Origin of the sequence: Mesorhizobium sp. M00.F.Ca.ET.216.01.1.1 (assembly GCF_004010325.2) — a bacterium.
In the GTDB taxonomy this organism is placed as follows: domain Bacteria; phylum Pseudomonadota; class Alphaproteobacteria; order Rhizobiales; family Rhizobiaceae; genus Mesorhizobium.
In genome coordinates this window covers 1-25,129 of record NZ_SADR02000012.1, presented here as the reverse complement: position 1 = coordinate 25,129, position 25,129 = coordinate 1, and the positions used below count along the sequence as shown (strand labels likewise).

20 protein-coding genes and 1 pseudogene are annotated in these 25,129 nt (G+C 64.3%); 16 read left to right on the top strand and 5 right to left on the bottom strand.

What is annotated here, in order from left to right; genetic code table 11:
- Positions 1 to 41 precede the first annotated feature (41 nt).
- The 5 genes from EN859_RS16790 to EN859_RS16765 all read left to right on the top strand — a co-directional run bounded on the left by EN859_RS16790 (position 42) and on the right by EN859_RS16765 (position 4,850).
- The gene (locus tag EN859_RS16790) at positions 42 to 1,346 is read left to right on the top strand and encodes an ABC transporter substrate-binding protein (RefSeq protein ID WP_127854014.1); all 1,305 of its coding nucleotides are present in this window, start codon (positions 42 to 44) and stop codon (positions 1,344 to 1,346) included.
- 226 nt (positions 1,347 to 1,572) lie between these two features.
- Positions 1,573 to 2,454: a branched-chain amino acid ABC transporter permease gene (locus EN859_RS16780; RefSeq protein ID WP_127854013.1), complete on the top strand. Its 882-nt coding sequence runs from the start codon at positions 1,573 to 1,575 to the stop codon at positions 2,452 to 2,454.
- Positions 2,451 to 3,413, top strand: a complete 963-nt coding sequence (locus tag EN859_RS16775; RefSeq protein WP_127854012.1) for a branched-chain amino acid ABC transporter permease — start codon at positions 2,451 to 2,453, stop codon at positions 3,411 to 3,413. Before EN859_RS16780 ends, EN859_RS16775 begins: the two co-directional genes overlap by 4 nt.
- Positions 3,410 to 4,138, top strand: coding sequence for an ABC transporter ATP-binding protein (locus EN859_RS16770; RefSeq protein WP_127854011.1), 729 nt, complete (start codon positions 3,410 to 3,412; stop codon positions 4,136 to 4,138). The genes EN859_RS16775 and EN859_RS16770 overlap by 4 nt, the downstream gene beginning before the upstream one ends.
- Entirely contained in the window at positions 4,131 to 4,850 is a 720-nt protein-coding gene (locus EN859_RS16765; protein WP_189502020.1) for an ABC transporter ATP-binding protein, read from the top strand. Before EN859_RS16770 ends, EN859_RS16765 begins: the two co-directional genes overlap by 8 nt.
- On the opposite strand, the gene EN859_RS16760 is transcribed toward EN859_RS16765, so the two are convergent.
- Together EN859_RS16760 and pncA are read right to left on the bottom strand one after the other, a co-directional pair.
- On the bottom strand, positions 4,851 to 6,281 hold the full coding sequence (locus EN859_RS16760) for a sodium:proton antiporter (protein ID WP_127854175.1): 1,431 nt from the start codon (positions 6,279 to 6,281) through the stop codon (positions 4,851 to 4,853).
- Between the two features lie 195 nt (positions 6,282 to 6,476).
- Positions 6,477 to 7,079: a bifunctional nicotinamidase/pyrazinamidase gene (gene pncA, locus EN859_RS16755; RefSeq protein WP_127854010.1), complete on the bottom strand. Its 603-nt coding sequence runs from the start codon at positions 7,077 to 7,079 to the stop codon at positions 6,477 to 6,479.
- A gap of 285 nt (positions 7,080 to 7,364) precedes the next feature.
- On the opposite strand from pncA, the gene EN859_RS16750 reads away from it, so the two are divergent.
- From EN859_RS16750 to EN859_RS16725, 6 genes are read left to right on the top strand one after another with little or no spacing between them, the layout of a single operon-like run.
- Positions 7,365 to 8,225: a xanthine dehydrogenase family protein subunit M gene (locus EN859_RS16750; RefSeq protein ID WP_127854009.1), complete on the top strand. Its 861-nt coding sequence runs from the start codon at positions 7,365 to 7,367 to the stop codon at positions 8,223 to 8,225.
- Complete coding sequence (locus EN859_RS16745) at positions 8,222 to 11,011, top strand: molybdopterin-dependent oxidoreductase (protein ID WP_127854008.1); 2,790 nt, start codon at positions 8,222 to 8,224, stop codon at positions 11,009 to 11,011. The genes EN859_RS16750 and EN859_RS16745 overlap by 4 nt, the downstream gene beginning before the upstream one ends.
- Positions 11,008 to 12,549, top strand: coding sequence for a 6-hydroxynicotinate reductase (locus EN859_RS16740; protein ID WP_127854007.1), 1,542 nt, complete (start codon positions 11,008 to 11,010; stop codon positions 12,547 to 12,549). Before EN859_RS16745 ends, EN859_RS16740 begins: the two co-directional genes overlap by 4 nt.
- Positions 12,549 to 13,430 carry a UPF0280 family protein gene (locus EN859_RS16735; protein ID WP_127854006.1) on the top strand — a complete coding sequence of 294 codons (882 nt, stop codon included), beginning with the start codon at positions 12,549 to 12,551 and terminating at the stop codon, positions 13,428 to 13,430. The genes EN859_RS16740 and EN859_RS16735 overlap by 1 nt, the downstream gene beginning before the upstream one ends.
- Positions 13,423 to 14,007: an amino acid synthesis family protein gene (locus EN859_RS16730; protein ID WP_127854005.1), complete on the top strand. Its 585-nt coding sequence runs from the start codon at positions 13,423 to 13,425 to the stop codon at positions 14,005 to 14,007. Before EN859_RS16735 ends, EN859_RS16730 begins: the two co-directional genes overlap by 8 nt.
- Positions 13,989 to 14,468: a MarR family transcriptional regulator gene (locus EN859_RS16725; protein WP_127854004.1), complete on the top strand. Its 480-nt coding sequence runs from the start codon at positions 13,989 to 13,991 to the stop codon at positions 14,466 to 14,468. The genes EN859_RS16730 and EN859_RS16725 overlap by 19 nt, the downstream gene beginning before the upstream one ends.
- Before the next feature lie 3 nt (positions 14,469 to 14,471).
- On the opposite strand, the gene EN859_RS16720 is transcribed toward EN859_RS16725, so the two are convergent.
- Both EN859_RS16720 and EN859_RS16715 read right to left on the bottom strand, forming a co-directional pair.
- The gene (locus EN859_RS16720) at positions 14,472 to 16,214 is read right to left on the bottom strand and encodes a hydantoinase B/oxoprolinase family protein (RefSeq protein ID WP_127854003.1); all 1,743 of its coding nucleotides are present in this window, start codon (positions 16,212 to 16,214) and stop codon (positions 14,472 to 14,474) included.
- A gap of 1 nt (position 16,215) precedes the next feature.
- Positions 16,216 to 18,288, bottom strand: a complete 2,073-nt coding sequence (locus tag EN859_RS16715) for a hydantoinase/oxoprolinase family protein (RefSeq protein ID WP_127854002.1) — start codon at positions 18,286 to 18,288, stop codon at positions 16,216 to 16,218.
- A 220-nt stretch (positions 18,289 to 18,508) separates the two neighbouring features.
- Between EN859_RS16715 and EN859_RS16710 the strand changes: the two genes are divergently transcribed.
- From EN859_RS16710 to EN859_RS16690, 5 genes are all read left to right on the top strand, one after another.
- Positions 18,509 to 19,336: a ferredoxin--NADP reductase gene (locus EN859_RS16710; RefSeq protein ID WP_127854001.1), complete on the top strand. Its 828-nt coding sequence runs from the start codon at positions 18,509 to 18,511 to the stop codon at positions 19,334 to 19,336.
- Positions 19,337 to 19,565: 229 nt separating this feature from the next.
- Complete coding sequence (deoC, locus tag EN859_RS16705) at positions 19,566 to 20,630, top strand: deoxyribose-phosphate aldolase (RefSeq protein ID WP_127854000.1); 1,065 nt, start codon at positions 19,566 to 19,568, stop codon at positions 20,628 to 20,630.
- 73 nt (positions 20,631 to 20,703) lie between these two features.
- Positions 20,704 to 23,076 carry an aldehyde dehydrogenase family protein gene (locus EN859_RS16700; RefSeq protein ID WP_127853999.1) on the top strand — a complete coding sequence of 791 codons (2,373 nt, stop codon included), beginning with the start codon at positions 20,704 to 20,706 and terminating at the stop codon, positions 23,074 to 23,076.
- 186 nt (positions 23,077 to 23,262) lie between these two features.
- Positions 23,263 to 23,994, top strand: a complete 732-nt coding sequence (locus EN859_RS16695; RefSeq protein ID WP_127853998.1) for an SDR family oxidoreductase — start codon at positions 23,263 to 23,265, stop codon at positions 23,992 to 23,994.
- 28 nt (positions 23,995 to 24,022) lie between these two features.
- Positions 24,023 to 24,868, top strand: a complete 846-nt coding sequence (locus tag EN859_RS16690; protein ID WP_127853997.1) for a fumarylacetoacetate hydrolase family protein — start codon at positions 24,023 to 24,025, stop codon at positions 24,866 to 24,868.
- A 37-nt stretch (positions 24,869 to 24,905) separates the two neighbouring features.
- On the opposite strand, the pseudogene EN859_RS39275 reads toward EN859_RS16690, so the two are convergent.
- A pseudogene (locus EN859_RS39275) lies at positions 24,906 to 25,129 on the bottom strand (ISAs1 family transposase); the annotation flags it as partial.

Sequence of the window (25,129 nt, the reverse complement as noted above, 5' to 3'; positions counted from 1 at the left end):
CTACAGCCATTGGTTAAAACTCAAAAACAAGGGGAACTGCCGTGACTGACAAGAATGGGTTTTTCGATCTCTCCAAGACCAGCTTCACCCGCCGCACGGCACTGAAGGGCCTGGCCGCCGGCGCCGGTCTTGCCGTCGCGCCGGGCTTCGTGCGCTACAGCCAGGCGCAGAGCTCGGCACCGATAAAGATTGGCTTCCAGTCGCACCGCACCGGCATTGGCGCTGCCTATGGCCGCTGGTACGAGAAGACCACCGCCGCCGCGGTCAAGGCGATCAACGATGCCGGCGGCATCAACGGCCGGCCGGTCGAGGTGATCATCGAGGATGACGGCACAGACCCGGGCCGTGGCGCCGAAGTGGTCGGCAAGTTCGCCACCCAACACAAGACCGACATCGTCTACGGCACGCTGTTTTCGCATGTCGTCATCGGCTCGGCGCCGGCAGCCGGCGAAGCCAAGATCCCCTATTTCGTCGTCAGCGAAGGCCACCATGTCGCCTCGACCAAGTTGAACCGCTATGTCTTCCAGCCCGGCATCACCGACGTGAAGAGCCAGATCCAGTCGATGGCGCCGTGGATCGCCGCCAACGCCGGCAAGAAGGTGACGCAGATCTTTCCCGATTTCGCCTTCGGCTACGACCATCGTGACTACCTGCCGCCGGCGCTGAAGGCGCAGGGCGCCGAAGTCATCGCCCAGATCGCCATCCCGCCGACGGAATCGTCGTTCACCAAATACTTCCCGCAGATCCCGGCCGAGACCGAGGTGATCTACCACGTCATGGTCGGCCCGGCGGTGCTCACCTTCGTCAAGGAGCTGGGCGAATTCTACGGCTCCAACCGGCCGCAGCTGTTCGGCTTCATCGATTCGTTGGAAGCCACCGACATCAACAGCCCCGGCCTCGAATTCCTCGATGGCAGCCATTTCTGGGAAGGCTCGCCGCGCTATGCGCAGCCGGATGATTCCCCTGCTCAGAAGGCCTATCGCGCCGCCGTCGGTATCGACGACAATGGTGCCGCCGTCGGCGACCCGAAGGACGTCTCCACCGCTGCGCACATGTTCGGCTGCTGGGAAACGCTCTACGTCGTCAAGAAGGCGATGGAGGATGCCGGCTACAAGGGGCCGGAGGACCGCACCAAGCTGGTCGAGGCGACCGAGGCCTTGACCGAGTTCGCCGAAGGACCTGAGCATCCGCAGGGACCAAAGACCTTCAACGGCAAGATCCACCAGTGCTTCGGTATCCAGAACATCTCCAAGGTCGAAGGCGGCAGACTTAATGTCGTCCACAAGACCAAGATCGAGGACGGCCTCTACGAGCCGGAAGGGGATTATACGACGCAAGCGCTGTAGGCTTGGCCACTCAAGCGTGAGCGCCAAGCCACCCCCCTCTGTCCTGCCGGACATCTCCCCCTCAAGGGGAGAGATCGGCGGTTCCTGTGAAGGCGGCCGCCTGCCGACCTTGGCGATTGGCGAAAGCGGTGGTGACAGCCAATCTCCCCCCTTGAGGGGGAGATGCCAAGTTTTGGCAAAGAGGGCAGGGCAGAGGGGGGTGCGTCTCGCACCGGGCGTGTAATCGATGCACTTCGGACCTCACCTCCTCCTCGCCGCCCTCGAGGGCCTTGTCACCTCAGCCGTGCTGGCGCTGACGGCGCTCGGCCTGTCGCTGGTGTTCGGCGTCATGCGCGTCGTCAATGTCGCCCATGGTGAGTTCTTCATGCTGGGCGCGGTGCTCGCCTGGGCGATCTCAACGGCGATATCGGACCATCCGGCGCTCGGCTTCCTGGCCGCGCTGGTGCTGGCGCCGCTGATCGTCGGCCTGATCGCTCTGGTCGCCGAACGGCTGGTGCTGCGCCGGCTGAACTACAATCCCGAAGCCACCATCGTCGCCACCATCGGCATGCTCTACATCATCCAGCAACTGGCACTGACCTTCTACGGCCCAGAGGCGCGCCCGGTGGAGGCGCCATTCAGCTACCGCATCCTTTTGCCGTGGTTCGGCTATTCCGGCTACAAGCTATCGATCATCGCCGCGTCCGCATTTCTGCTTATCGCGACCTGGCTGGTGCTGACGCGCACGAAAATCGGCCTCGTCATGCGCGCCACCCAGTATGATCGCGAGACCGCACAAGCCTTCGGCATTCCGGTGGAGCGCGTCTATGCCGGCGTCTTCGCGTTCGGCGCCATGCTGGCGGCGGTGGCCGCGGTGCTGATCGTGCCGATCAGCCAGGCGCATTACCTGATGGGGCAGGACCCGCTGCTCCTGTCCTTCATCGTCGTCATCATCGGCGGCCTCGGCTCGCTGCGCGGCACCGTGGTCGCCGCGGTGCTGATCGGCTTGTCGGATGGCATCATCTCGGTGTTCTTTTCGCCGACGCTGGCCAAGATCATCGCCACCCTTCTCGTCGCCATGGTGCTGGTGTTTCGGCCGCAAGGCCTGTTCGGGACGTCATCGCGATGAGCGAAGCTTCGCCGGCAAAAGCCTACGCCCTGCATCTTGGCGTCATTGCGCTGCTTTTCGCCTTGAGCTTCGTCCTGCCGGCGTATCATCACGGCCTGCTCGCCCGCATCATGGTGCTGGCGGTCTTCGCCATGGGCTACAACATGCTGTTCGGCTATGTCGGACTGCTCAGTCTCGGCCACGCCATGTTCTTTTCAGCCGGGCTCTATGGCGCCGGCCTCACCGTCTACCATTTCGGCTGGAGCGTGCCGGCCGCCTTCGCCGCAGGCCTTGCCTGCGGCGCGCTTCTCGCGCTGGCGATCGGCTTGTTGGCGCTGCGCACTTCCGGCGTCGCCTTCATGATCGTCACCATGATGTTCGCGCAGGTGTTTTATCTCGTCATCCTCTATTTCGCCGCTTGGACCGGCGGCGATCAGGGCCTCGTCGTGCCGCAGCCGGCGCGCATTCTTGTTCTCGGCAGCGCGTCGCTCGACCTCACCAACCCGACCGTGCGCTACATGAGCGCTCTGGCGCTGTTTTCGATCGTGCTGCTGGTGACCCTCGCCATCGTCCGCTCCAGATATGGCCGTGTGCTGGTCGCCATCCGCGAGAACGAGGGACGCACGAAAATGCTCGGCTACGACACGTTCTCCAACAAGCTCGCCGCAGTCGTCGTCTCCGGCGCCATCTGCGCGGCTTCGGGCGCCGCCTATGCCTTGCTGTTCGGCTATGTCGGCTCGAGCTTCGCCTCGGTGCAATATTCCATCTTGCCGCTGCTCTGGGTGTTGCTCGGCGGTATCGCCACCACGCTCGGTCCGCTGATCGGCACGCTGTTCATGTACTATGTCGTCGACGTCACCAGCGGCTATACCTCGGCCTATCTGTTGATCGTCGGCATCGCGCTTATCCTGCTGGTGCTCTTCTTCCCCAAGGGTATTCTTGGCACCATCCGTCAACGCTGGCTTGGATGGCTGCCATGATGCCGCTGCTGACGACGAAAGGCCTGTCCCGCAATTTCGGCGGCCTGCGCGCCGTCGATGGCGTCGACTTCGCGCTCATGCCGGGCGAGATCCGCGCTGTCATCGGCCCCAATGGCGCCGGCAAGACCACCTTCGTCAGCCTGGTCAGCGGCCGCATCCAGCCGTCGTCGGGCATGATCGTTTTCGACGGCGCCGACATCACCAGTCTGCCTGCTTACGCCAGGGTTCGCCTCGGCGTCGCCTACACCTTCCAGATCACCAGCGTCTTCGCCAATCTCACCGCCTACGACAACGTCGCGCTGCCGGTGCAGCGCACGCTGACCGACGGCCGCTCGAAGGGCGCCGTGCATGCCGGCGTCATGGCGGCGCTCGAGCGCACCGGCCTTGCCGATCGCGCCCACATGCAGGCCGGGCACCTGTCCTATGGCCATCAGCGCCTGCTGGAGGTGGCAATGGGGCTGGCGCTGAAACCCCGCCTGCTGATCCTCGATGAGCCGACGCAGGGGCTGGCCGACAGCGAAATCGACAACTTCATCGGGCTGGTGCGCGAGATCGCCAACAGCGCCACGGTGCTTCTGATCGAGCACAACATGCCGGTGGTCATGCAGCTCGCCGACCGCATCACCGTCTTCAATGCCGGCAGGATTCTGGCCGAAGGCACGCCCGAGCAGATCCGCGCCAACGCCGAGGTGCAGGATGCTTATCTCGGAGCAACCCATGGCTGAGGTACGGTCCAAGGCGCTGACCATCTCCGGGCTCGACTGTTTCTACGGCGAGGTCCAGGTGCTCTACGGCCTCGATCTCGTGCTGGAGAAAGGCGAGGTGCTGTGCCTGTTCGGCCGCAACGGCGCCGGCAAGACGACGACGCTGAAGGCGATCATGGGGTTGGTTCCGCCGAGCGCCGGCTCGATCAGACTCGACGGCAAGGAACTGACCGACCTGCCGGCGCATGACGTGCCGAAGGCCGGCGTAGCTTATGTGCCGCAGGGCAGGCGGCTGTTTGCCGAGATGACGGTGGCGGAAAATATCGAGATCGGGCTGATGGCGCGCGGCAAGGGCAAGACGACGCGCGAAAACGTGCTCGATCTCTTCCCGCTGCTGCGCCAGCGGCTCAGGCAGCGCTCGGGCACGCTGTCCGGCGGCGAGCAGCAGATGCTGGCGATGGCGCGGGCGCTGTGCCTCGAACCGCAGGTGCTGCTGCTCGACGAGCCGACCGAAGGGCTGATGCCGCAGATGATTGCGAAAATCCGCGACACGGTATCGAAGCTACGCGAATTGAACGTCTCCACCATCCTGGTCGAGCAGCGGGTCGATGCGGTGCTGTCCGTCGCGGACCGCGTTTGCTTCATCGAGAACGGCCGCAACCGCGAGACGGTCGATGTCGAGGAACTGCGCGCCGATCCCTCAGCGGTTCGCCGCTATGTCGGTGTGGGGTGATCAGCCGAAGAACAGGAAACCGGAGATCAAGAATGCCGGGATCAACACCAGGCCGGACCACGCCATGTAGCCGAAGAAGCCCGGCATCTTCACGCCGCGATGTTTGGCGATGGCGTAGACCATGAAGTTCGGCGCGTTGCCGACATAGGTGTTGGCACCCATGAACACCGCACCGGCCGAGATCGCCGCCAGCGTCGAGGCGAATTCCGTCATCAGATGCTGCGGGTCGCCGCCGGCGAGCTCAAAGAACACCAGATAGGTCGGCGCATTGTCGAGGAAGGATGACAGCGCCCCGGTCAGCCAGAAATAGGCAAGGTCGTTGGGCTCGCCCGAAGGCGCGGTGACGAGCGCAACCAGCGGCGCCAGCGCACCGTCCAGGCCGGCCCTGAGGATGGCAATGACCGGCACGATGCAGATGAATATGCCGGCGAACAGTTTCGCCACCTCGGCAATTGGCGCCCAGTTGAAGCCGTTCGCCTTCCGGTACTCCTGGCGCGAGACAGCAAGCGAAAGGAAGGCAAGCGCCAGGATGATGGCGTCGCGCACCAGGTTCTGCAGTTCGAGACTGATGCCGAGGACGGAATAGCTTACGCCCGGCTTCCATGAGGCGGAAAGCAGGATCGCGCCGATCACCCCGGCCAGCAGCGGAATATTGGGCAGGCCGCGAATGCGCACTTTGCTGTCAGGCGTCGGATCCTTGATCTTCGGGGCGCCAGCTTCGCGGCGATGCATGATGATGTCTATCACCAGGAAAACGGCTAGCACGAGGCCGCCGACGAAAAGTGTCTCCCGATAGAGGTTCGCAGTCGTCCAGAAGAAGTCGACGCCACGCAGGAAGCCGACGAATAGCGGCGGGTCGCCCAAGGGTGTCAGCGAGCCGCCGATGTTGGCGACCAGGAAAATGAAGAAGATGATGACATGGGCGTTGAACGGCCGGTTGTCGTTGGCGCGGATGATCGGCCGGATCATGATCATCGAGGCACCGGTTGTTCCGATGACGGAGGCAAGCAGCGCGCCGACCAGCAGCAGCCCGGCATTCACCAGCGGCGTGCCATGGATGTTGCCGGCGACAAGGACGCCGCCCGAAATGGTGAACAGCGCGAACAAAAGGATGATGAACGACATGTATTCGGTGAGCAGCGTATGCAGCACTGCCTGCGTGGCCGAAGAACCGCCAAAGGCGACTACCAGCGGCACAACCACCAGTGCTGCCCAGAAGATGGTGATCTTGCCGTAATGGTGTTCCCAGACATGGTGGAACAGCAAAGGCCCGGTGGCGATCGACAGCAGCAGGCCGACAAAGGGCAGCGCCCACCACAGCGACATCGCTTCGCCCGCCAACTCGTGCCCTTGCGCCGCCATAGCTGCGCCCGGGAACAGCATTGCGGCAGCCATTGCAGCACCCGCCGTCAACGCCGCCGCAAACCGCATGGAGCCCCCTCTGAAATCCTGTCGGATGCGATTGGCGATGTTCAACTTAATATCCCGATTCTGAAAATTCGCATGAGTTCGATATCAGGGGCAATTTCAGAATCGAGGGGCACTAGCAAGTTGTTGATTTCTAGTACCGTTTTGATGTCGAGGTTCACTCGGAGCCCGATATCAAAAATTAAACGAACTCCGAAATCACGACACCAGCGTCACGCCGGCATCGCGCATCTGGTTCAGCATCGTCTCGAGCGAGCCGTTGAGATCGATGCCGCGGCAGGCATCGAGCCGCACACTTGTCCTGAAGCCGTGCTTTATCGAATCGAGCGCCGAAAAGGCGACGCAGAAGTCGGTCGCCAGGCCGACCAGGGTCAGCGTGTCGATGCCGCGCTCCCTCAGATAGCCGGCAAGGCCGGTCGGCGTCGTCCGGTCGTTCTCGAAGAACGCCGAATAGCTGTCGATCGCCGGGCGAAACCCCTTGCGGACCACCAGTTCGGCCTTGGTCCAGGCGAGGCCTGAGTGGAAATCCGAACCCAGGCTGCCCTGGATGCAATGGTCCGGCCACAGCGTCTGCTGGCCATAAGGCATCTCGATCGTTTCGAAGGGCTGCTTTCCGGGATGGCTGGAGGCAAAGCTCGAATGGCCGGCAGGGTGCCAGTCCTGCGTCAGCACAACATGCTCCGTCCGCCGGATCAGGTCGTTGACCAGCGGCACGATCTCGTCGCCGCCGGCCACCGCCAGCGCGCCGCCCGGGCAGAAGTCGTTCTGCAGGTCGATGACAACAAGCGCTTCGTCGGCCATGGGGTCTCCTTCTCTCCTCAACCTCCGGCGCCGACTCCAGTAAAAAACGCTGATGCGACCGGATGCAGAAACTTGACCAGATGGCCGGCTGCGTCAACCTCCAACGGCATAACAAATGCGTGCCGGCCTCGCTTGGGTGGATAGCGGCGCAAAACTCTGGCTTTGACAATTTCAGCCGGCTTGATATCATTTGCATACGAATGAATTTGATCGGTCCGGATACCGGGTCCGGATGCCGGGAAGGCCCATTTTCTGGGAAGGCCCCATTTTCTGGGAAGGCAAAGCGTGATCCGTTACGCGAAACCCACCGAGGTAGACGAGGCGCTCGCTTTGCTTGACGAGGCTCCGTGGCGCATCCTTGCCGGCGGCACCGATTTCTATCCGGCGCAGGGCAGCAAGCCTTTCCGCGAAAATATCCTCGACATCAACGGCCTGGCGGTCTTGCGCGGGATCGCTGAGACGGAGAGCCATTGGGTCATCGGCGCGCGCACGACCTGGACCGATCTTGTCCGTCATCCGCTGCCGGTGGCCTTCGATGCGCTGAAACAGGCGGCACGGGAGGTTGGCTCGGTGCAGATCCAGAATGCTGCCTCCATCGCCGGCAACCTCTGCAATGCCTCTCCGGCGGCCGACGGCGTGCCGGCGCTGCTCATCCTCGACGCCGAGGTCGAACTGCGTTCGGCGGCGGCGACCCGCTATCTGCCGCTGGGGGAATTCATCCTAGGCAATCGCCGGACGGCCTTGCAGCAGCGCGAAATGGTCACGGCCATCCGTGTCCCGAAGCATGCGGCCGCCGGAACCTCTGCTTTCGTCAAGCTCGGCGCGCGGCACTATCTCGTCATCTCCATCGCCATGACGGCAGCACGCCTGGTCATCGAGAATGGCATCGTCAGCGACGCGGCAATCGCCGTCGGCTCCTGTTCGGTGGTTGCCAAACGTCTTGCGGGTGTCGAGGCAGCCTTGCGCGGCCAGCCTGCCAGCCACGCGCTAGCCGATGCGATACAGTCCGCGCCGATGGACGAGCTATCGCCGATCGGCGATGTGCGCGGCAGTGCCGAATATCGGCTCGACGCGGCGCGCGAGATCGTCGCTCGTGCCGTTCTCGCTGCCGCCGGTCATGCGCCTGTGGAAAAGGTGGCGGCATGAGCAAAGCTCAGCCTGGCATGAGCATGGAGCGCGCCGACATCGCTTTCGAGGTCAACGGCGCCGCCGTCAGGGTTTCGGTACCGCCGGTGCGCCGGCTGTCCGCGGTGCTGCGCGACGAACTGCGCCTGACCGGCACCAAGGTCGGCTGCGATGCCGGCGACTGCGGCGCCTGCACGGTGCTTGTCGACGGCAATCCGGTCTGCGCCTGTCTGGTGCCGGTGGCATCCGCGACCGGCACCAAGCTGACCACGGTCGAAGGCCTCGCCAATGGCAGACTGTCGGCGCTGCAAGCCTCGTTTCTCGACCACGGCGCGGCGCAATGCGGCATCTGCACGCCCGGCCTGCTGGTCGCGGCAACGGCGCTTCTGGACAGGATACCCTGCCCGACCGAGACCGAAACGCAGGATGCGCTGGGCGGCATCCTCTGCCGCTGTACCGGCTACCGGAAGATCGTCGCCGCGGTGATGGATGCGTCGCGCCATACCGGCGGCCTCGACCATCGCATGCCGCAATCCGGCCATGCGGTCGGCGCCTCGCCGATCCGCCTCGATGGCCTGCCAAAGGTCACCGGCGGCGAAAAATTCGGTGGCGACAGCTTTCCTGCCGATGCGCTTGCCGTGCTGGTAGTCCGCTCGCCGCATTATCATGCACGCTTCTCCTTTGGTGATCTCGACGTCTGGGCAAGAGCCCGTCCCGGCATCGCCGGCATCTTCACGGCAGCCGACATTCCGGGAACGAATTGTTTCGGCGTCATCGGGCCGTTTGCCGACCAGCCGGCATTGGCTGAAGGCAGCGCGCGCTTTCGCGGCGAGGCGGTGGCGCTGGTTGCTGGCGAGCGCGAAGCGATCCTCGATCTCGACCTTTCGGATTTTCCGGTTAACTGGACCGAACTGCCGCATGTCCTGCAGCCTTGCAAGGCGCGGGCCGGCGGCGCCGAATTGATCCACGGCAACCGTCCAGCGAACCTGCTCACGTCAGGCTTTGTCGAGCGCGGCGACCCCGAAGCAGCACTTGCCGGTGCTGCTTTCACTGTCTCCGGCAGCATTGATACGTCCTATGTCGAGCACGCCTATATCGAGCCGGAAGCCGGCTATGCCTACATGGACGGCGACACGCTGGTCGTCGTTGCCTGTACGCAGGCGCCCTACATGGACCGCGACGACACCGCGAAGGTGCTCGACCTTGCGCCGGAAAAGGTGCGCATCGTGCCTACCGCAACCGGCGGCGGTTTCGGCTCCAAGCTCGACGTTTCGCTGCAGCCGCTGATCGGCCTGGTGGCGATGAAGACAGGCAGGCCGGCGGCGCTCGCCTACACCCGTAATGAATCGATGATCTCGACCACCAAGCGCCATCCCGCCGAGATGGAGGCAACCATCGGCGCCGATGGCGATGGCTGCGTCACCTGCATGGTTTTCTCGGGCGATTTCAACACCGGCGCCTATGCCAGCTGGGGGCCGACGGTCGCCAACCGCGTGCCGGTTCACGCCTCCGGCCCCTATGTCACGCCGAACTACCGCGCCGAAGGGCGCGCCATCCACACAAACGGCCCGATCTCAGGCGCCTTCCGTGGCTTTGGCGTGCCGCAGGCGACGATTATGCAAGAGACCCTCTATGACGAGCTGGCTGAGAAGCTCGGCATGGACAGACTCGATTTCCGTCTGAAAAACTGCCTTCGTAACGGTTCCGAAACGGTTACTGGACAGCGACTGGAATCGGGTGTCGGTATCGCCGACTGCCTGGAGGCGCTGCGGCCGCACTGGGAGCGCGCGCTCGCCGATGCCGAGCTGTTCAACGCCGGCAGCAGCACAAGGAAACGCGGCGTCGGCGTCGCGTCGTGCTGGTATGGCTGCGGCAATACCTCGCTGCCCAACCCGTCGACCATCAGGGTCGGCATCTCGGCCTCGGGTGAGGTCATCCTGCATCAGGGTGCTGTCGATATCGGGCAAGGTTCGAACACGGTCATCGCCCAGATCTGCGCCGACGCGCTCGGCCTGCCGCTCGAAAAATTCCGGCTGAAGAGCGCCGACACCGCGATCACGCCCGATGCCGGCAAGACATCGGCCTCGCGCCAGACATTCGTGACCGGCAAGGCCGTCGAAAAGGCCGGCCGTGCCTTGCGCGACGAGATCCTGCGCTTTGCCAATGTCTCGGATAAGGCGGGGATCGCCCTCGATGGCGCGAGCCTGGTCATCCGCGAGGGCGAAGCGATACGGCATCTCGATCTGTCGGTGCTGAAGGCCGATGCCGACGGCTTGGTCTTTTGCGCCGAGGAAAGCTACGACCCGCCGACGCTGCCGCTCGACTCCAAGGGCCAAGGCAAACCCTATGCTGTCTACGGCTATGGCGCGCAGATCGCCGAACTGGAGGTCGACCTCAAGCTCGGCACGGTGAAGCTTGTCAAGATCACCGCCGCGCATGATGTCGGCAAGGCGATCAATCCGCTACTCGCCGAAGGCCAGATCGAGGGCGGCATCGCGCAAGGCATCGGTATGGCGTTGATGGAGGAATACATCCCCGGCCGCACTGAAAATCTGCACGACTATTTGATCCCGACGATTGGCGACGTGCCGCCGATTGAGACCATCCTGATCGAAGTTCCGGACCCGGAGGGACCCTTTGGCGCCAAGGGGTTGGGCGAGCATGTGCTGATCCCGACAGCACCGGCGATCCTCAATGCCATCCGCCACGCCACCGGCGTGCTGGTCACCAAGGTTCCGGCGACGCCGACCCGCATCCGGGCCGCGATCCGCGACAAGGTGATCCACGACAGGGAGGCACACCAATGAGCGAGCTTGCCGAACGCTTCGAAACCCACGATCCCAGCGAGAAGCAGGTGATGGAAAAGATCCGCTGCGATGCCTGTCCGGTCATGTGCTACATCGCCGACGGCCGCACCGGCGCCTGCGACCGCTACGGCAATGTCGGCGGCAGGATCGTGCGCATGGATCCGCTGACCATCCTCGACCACGCGGCCGAAACCGGCGGCGCTGTCGTGCCCTTCGTTGCCGAAGGCGAGGCCTGGGACGGCGAACTGGTCAACACCGGTCGCCGCTTCGTCACTGCGATCGGTGCCGGCACCACCTATCCCGACTATAAGCCAGCCCCTTTCATTGTCAGCCAAGAGGTCGAAGGCGTCGATCTCGTCACCGTCGTCACCGAGGGCATCTTCTCGTACTGCGGCGTCAAGGTGAAGATCGACACCGATCGTCATATCGGCCCCGAAACGGCGACGGTGCGCGCGGCAGGCGAGGCGATCGGCCATGTCACGACGGGCGAGTACGGTTCGCAGATGCTGTCGCTGGGCGGCGTGCATCATTTGACCGGCGGCTCCAAGGCCGAAGGCCGCGCCACCTGCGATGCGTTGCTCAATCTGTGCAACCGCAAGCCGGTCGAACTTGCCATCGACGGCGGTGCCACGGTCATCGTCGAAGCCGGCAAGCCGCCGGTCATCGACGGCAAGCTCGAGCAGCGCATGCGCGTCGGCTGCGGCTCGGCCACCATCGGTATGTTTGCCACCCAATGGCGCGGCCTGGTCGACGAGGTGGTGGTGGTCGACGACCACATCACCGGCGTCGTCTCCGAGCATCAGGCAGGCAAGGTACTGGGCTGGCAGGATACCGGCATCAAGATCATCGGCCGCCGCTCGACGCCGGGCCGCTATTTCAAGGTGTCCGAGCCCGGCCTTGGCTGGGGCGGCACCAGCATTTCCGATCCGCTGTCGATCCTCGGCGAATGGAACGCGAAGAAGGGCGCGCGCCCCGGCCTGTCGTTGCTGATGGTCTCGACCACCGGCGAGCAGTTCGCCTATTACGAACTCGACGACGAATTGAAGCCGGTGCAGAAACCGTTCCCGGAGCGGCTGCAGAAATCGGTCGGGCTGATCGAGGACAATTGCGAACCGGCGCTGTGCACTGTGCTGTTCATCGGGGGAGCCGGCGGCTCGCTACGCGCCGGCGTCACCGAGAATCCGGTCAACCTCACCCGCTCGGTGCAGGGCCTGACGACGTATGTCACCGTAGGCGGCGCGCCGGTCTATGTCTGGCCGGGCGGCGGCATCACGCTGATGGTCGATGTCACCCGCGTGCCGGAAGGTGCCTTTGGCTATGTACCGACCCCGGCGCTGGTGGCGCCGATCGAGTTCACGCTACGCCGCGACGACTATGTCAGGCTCGGAGGCTACGAAGCGGAGATCCGCAGCGTCGAGGATATCCTTGCCAAGGGCGGCGAATATCTCAATCCGCGCCATGGCACCGGTGCGCCGGCCGACAATCCGTGGCCGCCGCTGGCGCAACTGCGGCGCGCAGCGGCGAACGGAGCCAAGTGATGAACGGCCCGCAAGCGCATTGGCTGCAGGACGGCCGTCGGCTGCATCTCAACCATGGCCCGATCGACCTGGTCATCGAGGCATTCGGCGATGCGGGCGAATGCCGCGCCGCCTACGGCCAAGCGGTGGCACGGTTCCAGACCATCCTGCCGGAACTGGTCGCGGAGCTGCCCGAACTGCGCCGTCCGTCCTCGTCGCGGCCGCGTGCTTTCGCTGGCCCGACGGCGCGCCGCATGGAGGCGGCAGTCGCGCCGTTGGCGCAAAGCTTCATCACGCCGATGGCCGCCGTCGCCGGTTCAGTAGCCGACGAGATGCTGGAAGCCTTGCTTGCCGGGCGGCGGCTTGACCGCGCCTATGTCAACAATGGCGGCGACAGTGCCATCCATCTCGGCATCGGCCAATCCATGACGCTGGCCATCGCCGGAACTGGACATGGTCTTTCCGATCGCGTCGTCCTCCGTGCGGAGGATGGAATTCGCGGTGTCGCGACCAGCGGCTGGCGCGGCCGCTCCTTTTCGCTCGGCATCGCCGACGCCGTCACCGTGCTGGCGCAAACCGGTGCCGAAGCCGATGCCGCTGCGACATTGATTGCCAACGCCGTCGACCTGCCCGGTCATCCCGCCGTCGAGCGGGTGCCGGCACGCGACCTGGCGCCGGACAGCGACCTCGGCGACCGTTTGGTCACCCAAGGCGTCGGCCCGCTTTCATCAGGCGAAATCGCCGTCGCGCTGGACAGCGGGGTTGCCGTCGCCGAAGATTTCCGGCGGCGCGGCCTGATTGCCGCGTCGGCGCTGTTCCTTGCCGGCCAGACACGCATCAGTGGTTCCGTGGCGCTCGCCGCGCCCAACAAAAGTCCAGGGAAGGAAGTTGCCCATGCCTGAGTTTCCGATCCGCAAGATTGCGGTTCTGACCGAGGAGATCTTTCACGACGGCGGACCGGTGGCGAAGGTACCGCGCCGCCGCGCTGCAGCCATGGCAGTGGTGGGGAACCCGTTCGCCGGACGCTACGTGGAAGAACTGCAAGGCGCCATGGACGACCTGAAGCCGCTCGGCCTGATGCTCGCTGACCGGCTCATTGCCGCCTTGGGTGGCGACGCCAAGCAGATCGACGGTTACGGCAAGGGCGCCATCGTCGGCTCGGCGGGCGAGCTGGAGCATGGCGCGCTGTGGCATGTACCGGGTGGCTATGCGATGCGCGAGCGGCTCGGCGACGCCAAGGCGATCGTGCCGTCGGCAAAGAAGGTCGGCGCTTTCGGCTCGCGGCTCGACGTGCCGCTCGGCCACATCAACGCCGCCTATGTGCGCAGCCATTTCGACGCCATGGAAGTCGGCATCAGCGACGGCCCTCGTCCCGACGAGATCCTTTTCTGTCTCGCTATGACCTGCGGCCCGCGCGTCCACGATCGCATGGGTGGCCTCGCGGCAAAAGACATCAAGGCATGGGACGGGCTGCGGTGAGCGGCGGCGAGGAGAATCTGCTCAAGCTGGTCGAGGCCGACGAGCCGGAGGAGAACGACTACCATCTGCAGGAGCAGGTCGGCTTCATCCTGCGCAAGGCTCACCAGCGCCATGTCGCGATCTTTGCCGCGCACATCGCCGACCTGACGCCGCCGCAATTCGCCGCCTTGGCCAAGCTGCGCGACATCGGCGAGACCTCGCAAAACCAGCTCGGCAGCCTGATCGCCATGGACGCAGCGACAGTGAAAGGGGTCATCGACCGGCTGAAAGCGCGTGGCTTTGTCGAACTCAGCAAACACGAGGTCGACAAGAGGCGCCTGCTGGTCAATCTGACCGCCGAGGGCCGCGACGCGATCGAGCGCCTGATCCCGGTCGCCCGCGAGATCACCGAAGAGACACTGGCGCCGCTCTCGGCCAAGGAAGCCGCCACATTCATGAGGCTACTGGCCAAGCTGGCCTAGGGCTCAGCCAGCGCGCCTCTTTTCCGTCGCTGCCCGGTTGATCGCCAGCCCGTCCGCCGACAGGGCGACGCCGAACTTTTCCCCGGCCTCCTCGGGCGTGTAATAGCCTAGGGCGACATCCCTCAGCACCAGATTGGCGTCGCGCTGGAACGGATCGCCATAGCCGCCGCCACCCGGCGTGCCGACCCGCACGCGGTCGCCGGCCTTCAGCGCGATGTCCTGCTCCTTGGAAAGATGCGGCGGCACATGCGCTTCGCCGCCGCGGAACACGGTCACCGTATTGACCGCGCCGTCCTTGCCGCCCAGCGCGCCCTGCGGGCCGAAGCGGCCATGGTCCATGACGAAGGAGGCACGGGCATCGCCGCGCAGAACCTCTACCTCATAGGCGAGCCCAAAACCGCCACGATGCTTGCCGGCACCGCCCGAGCCTTCGCGCAAGGCATAATGGCGATAGAGCACCGGAAAAGCCTGCTCCATGATCTCGACCGGCGGCGACTTGGAAATACCGATGGTCGAACAGCCATTGGTCAGGCCGTCGTGGGCGGCATTGCCGCCATAGCCGCCGCCGGAAATCTGGTACATGACATAGTCGCGGCCGCGCGCGGGATCATTGCCGCCGAGCGCGAAATTGCCGCTGGAGCCGGCTGGAGCTGCCGTCACCTTGTCCGGCAGCGCCTGCACCATCGCCGCGAATACCGCCTCGGCGATGCGCTGCGAAACCTCGGCTGCGCAGCCCGACACCGGGCGCGGATATTTTGCGTCGAGGAAGGTGCCTTCCGGCCGCTTGACGATCAGCGGCTCGAAGGCGCCGGCGCTGATTGGCACGTCCGGGAAGATGTGCCGCATGGCGAGATAGACCGAGGACAAGGTCGTTGCCAGCACGCTGTTCATCGGCCCGGCGCAGGGTTTCGACGAGCCTGCGAAATCGAAGCTGAGCGTGTCGCCCTTTTTCTCGATGACAAGGGCGATGGTCAGCGGCTCGTTCACCACCCCGTCGGAATCGACGAAAGCGTTGGAACGGTACACGCCGTCGGGAATGGCGGCGATGTTGGCGCGCATCTGTTCGGCCGCGCGGCGACGCAGTTCGGCGATCGCCTCGACAGTTGTTTCGTCTCCGTAACGATCCAGGATTCCGATAAGCCGGTCTTGACCGATCAGCAGCGCTGCCGCCTGTGCTCGGATGTCACCGATGCGCTGGTCGGCGACGCGGATGTTGGAGCAGATGATGGCGTATATCTCCGGATCAAGCACGCCCTTCTTGAACAATTTCACCGGCGGCAGCCGGAGCCCTTCTTGCTCGACCGCCGTTGCCGAGGCGGAAAAGCCGCCCGGCACCGAGCCGCCGATATCAGGCCAATGGCCGGTGTTCGACAGCCAGCAGAAGATCTTGCCGTTCCTGTAGACCGGCATGGCGAAGCGCACGTCCATCAGATGGGTGCCGCCGAGATAGGGGTCGTTGACGATGTAGATATCGCCCGGCTCCGGCGGCAGGCAGCGCCCGGCGGCGATCATCTCGATCACCGTCTTGGTCGAATATTGCATGACGCCGACGAACACCGGCAGGCCTTGGCTGCCTTGCGCGATCAGCGAACCATCGACGGCCGAATAGATGCCGTCAGAGCGGTCGTTGGCCTCCGCGATCACGGGCGAGAACGCAGCGCGGGAAAAGGTCAGGTCCATCTCGTCGCAGACCTGCTGCAGCGCCGCCTGGAGGACCGAAAGCGTAATGGCGTCGAGTTTTGCCATGTCAGGCCTCGCCGATGTCGATGATTATGTTGCCGTCAGCGTCCGATCGCGCCCGGTCGCCGGGTTCGAGCACGGTGGTGGCGTCCATCTGTTCGAGGATTGCCGGCCCTTCGATGACGGCGTCTGGCGGCAGCTTTTCCCTGCTATAGACCGGGGTGTCGTGCCAGCGTCCGCCATACCAGACCGGCCGGATCTCGTGCCGTGCCTCATCAAGCGTTGTCGCGCGCCCCGCCGGGTCGATCAACCGTGAAAGGTCGATCGCCGGCCGCACGCCGGTTACCGAAGTGTTGAGGTTGACCAGATTGGCGCGGATCTCCGGCAACTCGACCTTGAAGCGGGCAAAATAGGCTCTTTCGAACAATTGCTGCAATGTTTCACGTGTCACCGAGGATGACGGCAGCGACACGTTGATGATGTGGGTCTGGCCGACGAACTGCATATCGGCGGAATGCGTGACGCGGATCGTCTCCGGCCTCACGGCTTCCTTGCCGATCAGTTCTTCGCCTTCATTTCGGTGCCGTTCCAATATCCCGTGAAGGTGGGTTTCGTCGAGGCCGGTCACCGGCTGGTTGACCGTGTTGACGAAATCGTGGCGCAGGTCGGCGACGACGCAGCCGAGCGCATTGGTGATGCCCGGCCGCGCCGGCACCAGCACTTTAGGCAGGCCGAGTTCGCGCGCCAGCGCGGTCGCATGCAGCGGTCCGGCGCCGCCAAAGGCGAACAGCGCGAAATCGCGCGGGTCATGGCCGCGTGATACCGACACCATGCGGATGGCGCCGGCCATCTTCATGTTGCCCAGCCGCAGCACCGCGCCCGCCGCCTCGACGCCGGACAGGCCGGTGGCGCGGCCGATCCTGTCTTCGAATATGCCGGTGACGTGTTCGACGGTCACCGGATTTTCAACCGCCAGCAGCTTCTTCGGCGCCAGCCGGCCGAGCACCAGGTTGGCGTCGGTGATCGTCGGCTCGCTGCCGCCGCGTCCGTAGCAGATCGGGCCGGGATTGGCGCCTGCACTTTCCGGGCCGATCTGGATCAGGCCCGCCGCGTCGACGCGGGCGATCGAACCGCCGCCGGCGCCGACGGTATGCACCGCCACCATCGGCACGTGGATCGGCATCGCATATTCGATCTCGATCTCGTTCGACACAGCCGGCTCTGCATTGCGGATCAGCGCTACGTCGGTCGAGGTGCCGCCCATATCGTAGGTGACAAGGTTTTCGAAACCGGCGCGCTTGCCGGTATAGGCGGCTGCGATGACGCCGGACGCCGGCCCCGACATCACGGTCTTCGCCGATTCGCGTGTAACGAAGCGGGCCGAGATCATGCCGCCATTGCCGTTCATGATCAGGAAGTCGCGGGCATAGCCCTTGGCTGCCAGTTCCTTGCGCAACCGTTCGACATAGCGCTCGAGGATCGGCTGCACTGAAGCGTTGACCGAAGCGGTGACGCCGCGCTCGAATTCGCGCGCTTCCGACAACAGCGCATGGCCTGATGTGATGTGGCCGTTTGGCCAAAGCTCGGCGGCGATCTCGGCCGCGCGCCGCTCATGCGCCGGATTGGCATAGGAATGCAGGAAGTGGATGACGAGCGATTCGCAGCCAGCCTCGATCAGCTTTTTGACCGCATCCCGCATCTCGTTCTCATCGAGCGGCATGCGCACCGCTCCGGAGGCCTCAACACGCTCTGACACTTCGAGCCGCAGATTGCGCGGGATGACCGGCACGAAGCTGCCCGTCATGCCATAGGGCTGCGGCCGCGTCCGCCGGCCAAGCTCGATGACGTCGCGAAAGCCGCGCGTGGTGATCATGCCGGTTTTCGCCAGCCGGCGCTCCAGCACGGCATTGGTGGTGGTCGTCGTGCCGTGCACGATGAGGTCGATGCCGTCGACCGGAAAGCCGGTGGCGCCAAGCGCCGAAACGACGCCGAAAGCCTGGTTGTCGACGGTGGTAGGTGTTTTGGCGATATGCACCCGGCCACTGTCACGGCCGTCGATCAGAAGCAGGTCGGTAAAGGTTCCTCCGACATCGATGCCGGCGACGACATTGCCAGGCAACGCCGAAAAATTCTCTTTCATTGTCGAAACCCGAAATGCCCGGACTACGGATATGACTCAGTTTGGAAAGGTGTTTTACGCTGGTGTCTTGACGCTAATATCATTTGTATACTAATAAATTCCGGACACAAGAGCTTAGCATCTCGGAGTGTGCAAACGGCACGCCGGAACCTGATCGTTCGGGCGCGCAGGAGAAGGTTCGGCGTCAGCGCCTCGGGGTTGGGCCAGAAGGTTAGGTTTGATGAACATCACATCCGCGCTCAACATCGCCGGCGCCCGGCCGCTGCAGTTCCCGATTCCGGCCAATGTCTATGCCGAAACCGTCACCTCAGTGAAGCACTATACCGACCGGCTGTTTTCGTTCCGCATCACCCGGCCGCAGTCGTTGCGCTTCCGTTCCGGCGAGTTCGTCATGATCGGCCTGCCCAATGCCGAGAAGCCGGTGTTCCGCGCCTATTCGATCGCCAGCCCGTCCTGGGACGACGAGCTGGAATTCTTCTCGATCAAGGTGCCGGACGGCCCGCTGACCTCGGAGCTGCAGAAGATCCAGGTCGGCGATACAATCATCATGCGCCAGAAGTCGACCGGCACGCTGGTGCTCGACGCGCTCACCCCGGCCAAGCGCCTGTTCATGATCTCGACCGGCACCGGCATCGCACCGTTCGCCAGCCTGCTGCGTGATCCCGACACTTATGAGAAGTTCGAGCAGGTCATCCTGACCCACACCTGCCGCGACAAGGCCGAATTGATGTATGGCCAGGAATTGGTGGCGGCGCTCGAGAACGATCCGCTGATCGGCGAACTGACCGGCGGCCGCGTCACCCTCTATAATTCCACCACGCGCGAGATCTCCGAGCGCATGGGCCGCATCACCGCTCTGATCGGCTCGGGAAAATTCTATGCCGACCTCGGCATCGAAAAGCTCAATCCGGAGACCGATCGCATCATGATCTGCGGCTCGATGCACATGCTGAAGGACGTCAAGGAACTCGCCGAAAGCCTTGGCTTCCAGGAAGGCTCGCTGTCTCATCCGGCCAGTTTCGTCGTCGAGCGCGCCTTCGTCGGCTGAGACGCCGGCCGCTTCGTCCCGCCTCCAAACACTCCAGCCACATGTTTTGACCATGCGGTCAAAAACCTACTGCTTTGATAGCCTTTTTCCGATATGACCGCCTGAAGGACTCGTGAAGCGCTGCTTCACGGGCTATCCTTGGTGCCTGTCGCCCAAAAGTGCTGAGCGGTTTTGGGGCAACGACACGCACAACGACGTGAAGCGTCGTCGCTGAACGAAGGGGCAGGAGATGAGCAGCACAATCCGCGAAGCCGATCCCAATGCCGGCAGCCTTGGCGCGTCCAAGATCACGCCGCTGCCGGCGCGCACCGCCGCTAACACGCCGGCGCTGCAAACTCACGGCTTTGCCCGCAATCCCGGCATGAAGCTCGACCTCGGCTTCATGGAGTCGATGCGCAGCGTCAATCGCTCGGCGCTGGAACGCCGCGTCGCCAGCCTGACAAAGCGGCGCTCGATCAAGGCCGACAATCAGGCGGCCTGGCTGCTGCGCGCCGTGGCCTGCATGGACCTGACGACGCTGAATTCGAACGACACCGACGAGCGCGTGCGCCGGCTTTGCGCCAAGGCAGTCAATCCGTTCCGCCGCGACATCGTCGAAGGCCTCGGCATAGCAGGCGAGAAGATTCGCCCGGCGGCGGTTTGCGTCTACCATCCCTTCGTTGCCACCGCCGTCGACGCGCTGCGCGGCACCGGCATCCACGTCGCCGCTGTTTCGACGGCTTTCCCGCATGGCCTTGCCCCGCTTTCGACGCGCCTGCAGGAGATCGAGGCTTCGGTGCGGGACGGCGCCGACGAGATCGACGTCGTCATTCCGCGCGGACTGGTATTCGCCGCGAAATGGCAGGAACTCTATAACGAGATTGTTTCGATGCGTGCCGCCTGCGGTGAGGCGCATCTGAAGGTCATCCTCGGCACCGGCGATCTTGCCACGCTGCGCAATGTCATGCTCGCCTCGATGGTGGCGATGATGGCGGGCGCCGATTTCATCAAGACCTCGACCGGCAAGGAAAGCGTCAACGCGACGCTGCCGGTCGGCTTGGCCATGGTGCGTGCCATCCGCGCCTATTTTGAGGAAACCGGCTATCTCATCGGCTTCAAGCCGGCCGGCGGCATTTCCACGGCAAAGGCCTCGCTCGACTGGCTGGTGCTGATGAAGGAAGAGCTTGGCCGGCCGTGGCTGGAGCCAGAACTGTTCCGCTTCGGTGCATCGAGCCTTCTGACCGACATCGAGCGCCAGCTCGAGCATCATCTCACCGGTCATTACTCGGCCAACCATCGTCACGCGATGGCTTAGCGCCCGATCAGAGCAATGCACGTAGAGTTCCTTCGCCAGCCTCACTGAAAATCTCCTCGCAAAGGAGCGCGCCATGAACATTCTCGAACGCTATCACGCCATGGATTACGGCCCGGCGCCGGAGGCCCGCAACGAGGCCGATGCCTGGCTTGCCGCGCGCGAGTTTTCCAAAGCCCTGTTCATCGGCGGCGACTGGAAAGCGGCCAGCGGCGGCAAGACCTTCTACACCAGCGAACCGTCTTCGGGAAAGCTGCTGGCCAAGGTCTCGGATGCCGGCTCTGCCGATATTGACGCTGCGGTTTTGGCCGCCGCCAAGGCACTGCCGAAGTGGTCCGCGTCCTCCGGTTATCAGCGCGCAAAGATGCTCTATGCCATCGGCCGCGCCATGCAGCGACACCAGCGCCTGTTTGCGGTGCTGGAGACGATCGACAACGGCAAGCCGATCCGCGAAAGCCGCGACATCGACGTGCCGCTGGCGATCCGCCATTTCATCCACCATGCCGGCTGGGCGCAGGCGCTGGACAAGGATTTTCCCGGCCACAAGGGCGTCGGCGTCGTCGGCCAGATCATCCCGTGGAACTTCCCGCTGCTGATGCTGGCCTGGAAGATCGCGCCGGCGCTCGCCGCCGGCTGCACCGTGGTGCTGAAGCCGGCCGAGTTCACCCCGCTCACCGCCATCCTGTTCGCCGAGATCTGCGAGCGTGCCGGCGTGCCGAAGGGCGTCGTCAATATCGTCCAGGGCGGGCCGGAGGCGGGTGCGGCCATCGTCAATCATCCGGGCATCCAGAAGATTGCCTTCACCGGCTCGTCCGAGGTCGGCAAGATCATCAGGAAAGCCACCGCGGGTTCGGGCAAGAAAATATCGCTGGAGCTCGGCGGCAAGTCGGCCTTCGTCGTCTTCGAGGACGCCGATCTCGACAGCGCCGTCGAGGGGCTGGTCGATGGCATCTGGTTCAACCAGGGCCAGGTCTGTTGCGCCGGGTCGCGCCTTCTGGTGCAGGAAGGCATCGCCGACGCCTTCATCGCCAAGGTCAAGACGCGGATGAGCCGGCTGCGCGTCGGCAGCCCGCTCGACAAGAACACCGATATCGGCCCGCTGGTCGACAGCACCCAATTGGAGCGCGTCAAGGGACTGGTCGCCGAGGGCGCCAGGCAGGGCGCCGTCTGCTGGCAACCGGATGCGGCGCTGCCGTCTTCCGGCTACTATCATCTGCCGACGCTCGCCACCGGCGTTTCGCCGGCTAACATCCTGGCGCAGGAAGAGGTGTTTGGGCCGGTGCTGGCGACCATGACGTTCCGCAACACCGAGGAGGCGGTCGAGCTCGCCAACAACACGCGCTATGGGCTGGCCGCTTCGGTGTGGAGCGAAAACGTCAACCTCGCACTCCACGTCGCGCCGCAATTGAAGGCCGGCGTCGTCTGGGTCAACGGCACCAACATGTTCGACGCCGCCTGCGGCTTCGGCGGCTACCGCGAGAGCGGCTTCGGCCGCGAAGGCGGGCGCGAGGGCATGTTCGAATACCTCTCTGCGAAACTGCCGCTCGGCCCGGTCGTCAAGCCGGCAGCAGTTTCGGCCCTGCCCGTCGAGCAGCCCGACGGTGACGCTATCGACCGCACGGCAAAGCTGTTCATCGGCGGCAAGCAGGTGCGGCCCGACGGCAACCATTCGATGGCCGTCGCCACCGCCAAGGGCAAGCTCGCCGGCGAAGTCGGTCTTGGCAATCGCAAGGATATCCGTGACGCCGTCGCGGCCGCGCGTGCTTGCAAAAGCTGGCCGGAGGCGACCGCCTACAACCGCAGCCAGGTGCTTTACTATCTGGCCGAAAACCTGTCCGGCCGTGCCGACGAATTTGCCGCGCGCCTCACCCACCTCACCGGCGCCACCGCCAAGGCCGCCCGCGAAGAGGTCGAGCTGTCGATCGAGCGGCTGTTCCTCTATGCCGGCCTTGCCGACAAGTTCGAGGGTCGCGTCCACCAGCCGCCGGCGCGCGCCGTCACGCTGGCGCTGCAAGAGCCGGTCGGTGTCGTCGGCATCGTCGCGCCGGACAATGCGCCCCTGCTTGGCCTGATCTCGCTGGTGGCGCCGGCGCTCGCCATGGGCAACACCGTGGTCGCGGTGCCTTCCGAAAGACATCCGCTGCTCGCCACCGACCTCTACCAGGTCATCGAGTATTCCGACGCTCCAGCCGGCGCCATCAACATCGTCACCGGCCGCAGCGCCGAGCTCGCCAGCGTCTTGGCCAAGCACGACGATGTCGATGGCTTGTGGGTCTTCGCCGATGCCGAGACCTGCGCCAAGGCCGAAGCCGATTCGATCGGCAACCTGAAGCGCGTCTGGACCGGCAACGGCCGCAGCCTCGACTGGGCGTCGGGCGAAGCCGCAGGAGACGCCTTTCTGCGCCGTGCCGTCGAGGTCAAGAACGTCTGGGTGCCCTACGGCGACTGAGCTTCCGCCGGACGCTCGAAGAGAACGTCCGGGCTTGACGGGCCAAAAGATGTTCTTTACCGAGAAAAAACATTTGGCCTAGGCGGACAGCAACAGGCGGCACGATAGTGCATATCTGGCACATTGCGCCTTGGCCGAGCGCCGGCAAAAACCGGCTTGGCTACTGACAGGCGAGGAGAGAAAGAAATGGCGGATCTGACAGGCAAGGTCGTTGTCGTCACGGCGGCGGCACAAGGCATCGGCCGGGCGAGCGCGCTGGCCTTCGCCAAGGCGGGCGCCGTCGTCCACGCCACTGACATCAACGAGGTGCTGCTCGCCGAACTCGGCAAGACGCCTGGCATCAACACCCGCAAGCTCGACGTGCTGAACGACGAAGCGGTGAAGGCAGGCTTTGCCGCGATCGGCGTCGTCGATGTGCTTTTCAACTGCGCCGGCTTCGTCCACTCGGGCTCGATCCTGGACATGAAGGATGCCGACCTCGACTTCGCCTACGACCTCAATGTTCGTTCGATGATCCGCACCATCCGCGCAGTGCTGCCTGGCATGCTGGAGCGCGGCGACGGTTCGATCATCAACATGTCCTCGCTGGCGAGCTCCACCAAGGGCGTGCCGAACCGCTTCGTCTATGGGCTAACCAAGGCCGCCGTCATCGGCTTGACCAAGTCGATTGCCGCCGACTATGTCGGCAAGGGCATACGCTGCAACGCCATCTGCCCCGGCACCGTCGAAAGCCCATCGCTGGAGGGCCGCATGCATGCGCAAGGCGACTACGAGGCGGCCCGCGCCGCCTTCATCGCCCGCCAGCCGATGGGCCGTCTCGGCACTCCCGAGGAAATCGCCGATCTCGCCGTCTATCTCGCCGGCGCCACCTATACGTCTGGGCAGGCTTATAATATCGACGGTGGCTGGTCGATCTGAGCTCAACTGAACCAAGGAGAGGAATTGCATGAAACTGCTGCGCTATGGCGAGGCGGGGAGCGAACGCCCCGGCCTGCTCGATGCGGATGGGACGATCCGCGACCTCTCCGCTCATGTTGCCGACATTGCCGGCAAGGCGCTTGATCCGGCATCGCTGCAGGCTTTGTCGAAGCTCGATCCGAAATCGCTGCCGGCGGTCTCCGGCAGGCCGCGCATCGGCGCCTGCGTCGCCGGCACCGGCAAGTTCATCTGCATCGGTCTGAACTATTCCGACCACGCCGCCGAGACCGGCGCCACCGTGCCGCCGGAGCCGATCATCTTCATGAAGGCTAGCTCGGCCATTGTCGGGCCGGACGACGACGTGCTGATCCCGCGCAACTCGGTGAAGACCGACTGGGAGGTCGAGCTTGGCGTCGTCATCGGCAAGACTGCCAAATATGTCAGCGAGGCCGAGGCGCTGGATTATGTCGCCGGCTACTGCGTCGCGCATGACGTTTCCGAGCGCGCCTTCCAGGCCGAGCGGCAGGGCCAGTGGACCAAGGGCAAGTCCTGCGACACCTTTGGGCCGATCGGCCCGTGGCTGGTGACCAAGGACGAGGTGAAGGACCCGCAGAACATCCCGATGTGGCTGAAGGTCAACGGCAAGACGATGCAGAACGGCTCGACCAAGACGATGGTCTTTGGCGTCGCCTACTTGGTCTCCTATCTCAGCCAGTTCATGTCGCTGCATCCGGGCGACATCATCTCGACCGGCACGCCGCCCGGCGTCGGCCTCGGCATGAAGCCGCCGGTGTTCCTGAAGCCCGGCGACGTCGTCGAGCTCGGCATCGAAGGGCTCGGGCAGCAGAAGCAGACCTTCAAGGCGGACGCGTAGCGGCAGCTCTCTCCCTTCTCCCACAACAAGGGCAGGGCTATCGCATATGAGTGATCGCATTGATGAGATAGTCGTCATTCCAGGCGCATTTCTTGATGCGATGGCTGATGGGAACTTTGGCGGTATCGGCGGCTTGGAGGATGTTTCTGGCGAGGCGATTGAGAAGGGCTGTGTTGGCGGGAGCATTGTCCTTGCGGGCACGGCTGAGGTCCTCATCGAGATGGACATCGAGCATCCAATGCAGGCCGTTCTCGATCTGCC

Coding starts and splice junctions, on each gene's coding strand:
- EN859_RS16715 (WP_127854002.1), bottom strand. CDS start 18,288: ATGAAAGAGAATTTTTCGGCGTTGCCTGGCAATGTCGTCGCCGGCATC.
- EN859_RS16710 (WP_127854001.1), top strand. CDS start 18,509: ATGAACATCACATCCGCGCTCAACATCGCCGGCGCCCGGCCGCTGCAG.
- deoC (WP_127854000.1), top strand. CDS start 19,566: ATGAGCAGCACAATCCGCGAAGCCGATCCCAATGCCGGCAGCCTTGGC.
- EN859_RS16735 (WP_127854006.1), top strand. CDS start 12,549: ATGAACGGCCCGCAAGCGCATTGGCTGCAGGACGGCCGTCGGCTGCAT.
- pncA (WP_127854010.1), bottom strand. CDS start 7,079: ATGGCCGACGAAGCGCTTGTTGTCATCGACCTGCAGAACGACTTCTGC.
- EN859_RS16690 (WP_127853997.1), top strand. CDS start 24,023: ATGAAACTGCTGCGCTATGGCGAGGCGGGGAGCGAACGCCCCGGCCTG.
- EN859_RS16765 (WP_189502020.1), top strand. CDS start 4,131: ATGGCTGAGGTACGGTCCAAGGCGCTGACCATCTCCGGGCTCGACTGT.
- EN859_RS16760 (WP_127854175.1), bottom strand. CDS start 6,281: ATGCGGTTTGCGGCGGCGTTGACGGCGGGTGCTGCAATGGCTGCCGCA.
- EN859_RS16700 (WP_127853999.1), top strand. CDS start 20,704: ATGAACATTCTCGAACGCTATCACGCCATGGATTACGGCCCGGCGCCG.
- EN859_RS16695 (WP_127853998.1), top strand. CDS start 23,263: ATGGCGGATCTGACAGGCAAGGTCGTTGTCGTCACGGCGGCGGCACAA.
- EN859_RS16780 (WP_127854013.1), top strand. CDS start 1,573: ATGCACTTCGGACCTCACCTCCTCCTCGCCGCCCTCGAGGGCCTTGTC.
- EN859_RS16740 (WP_127854007.1), top strand. CDS start 11,008: ATGAGCGAGCTTGCCGAACGCTTCGAAACCCACGATCCCAGCGAGAAG.
- EN859_RS16725 (WP_127854004.1), top strand. CDS start 13,989: ATGGGACGGGCTGCGGTGAGCGGCGGCGAGGAGAATCTGCTCAAGCTG.
- EN859_RS16775 (WP_127854012.1), top strand. CDS start 2,451: ATGAGCGAAGCTTCGCCGGCAAAAGCCTACGCCCTGCATCTTGGCGTC.
- EN859_RS16720 (WP_127854003.1), bottom strand. CDS start 16,214: ATGGCAAAACTCGACGCCATTACGCTTTCGGTCCTCCAGGCGGCGCTG.
- EN859_RS16730 (WP_127854005.1), top strand. CDS start 13,423: ATGCCTGAGTTTCCGATCCGCAAGATTGCGGTTCTGACCGAGGAGATC.
- EN859_RS16745 (WP_127854008.1), top strand. CDS start 8,222: ATGAGCAAAGCTCAGCCTGGCATGAGCATGGAGCGCGCCGACATCGCT.
- EN859_RS16770 (WP_127854011.1), top strand. CDS start 3,410: ATGATGCCGCTGCTGACGACGAAAGGCCTGTCCCGCAATTTCGGCGGC.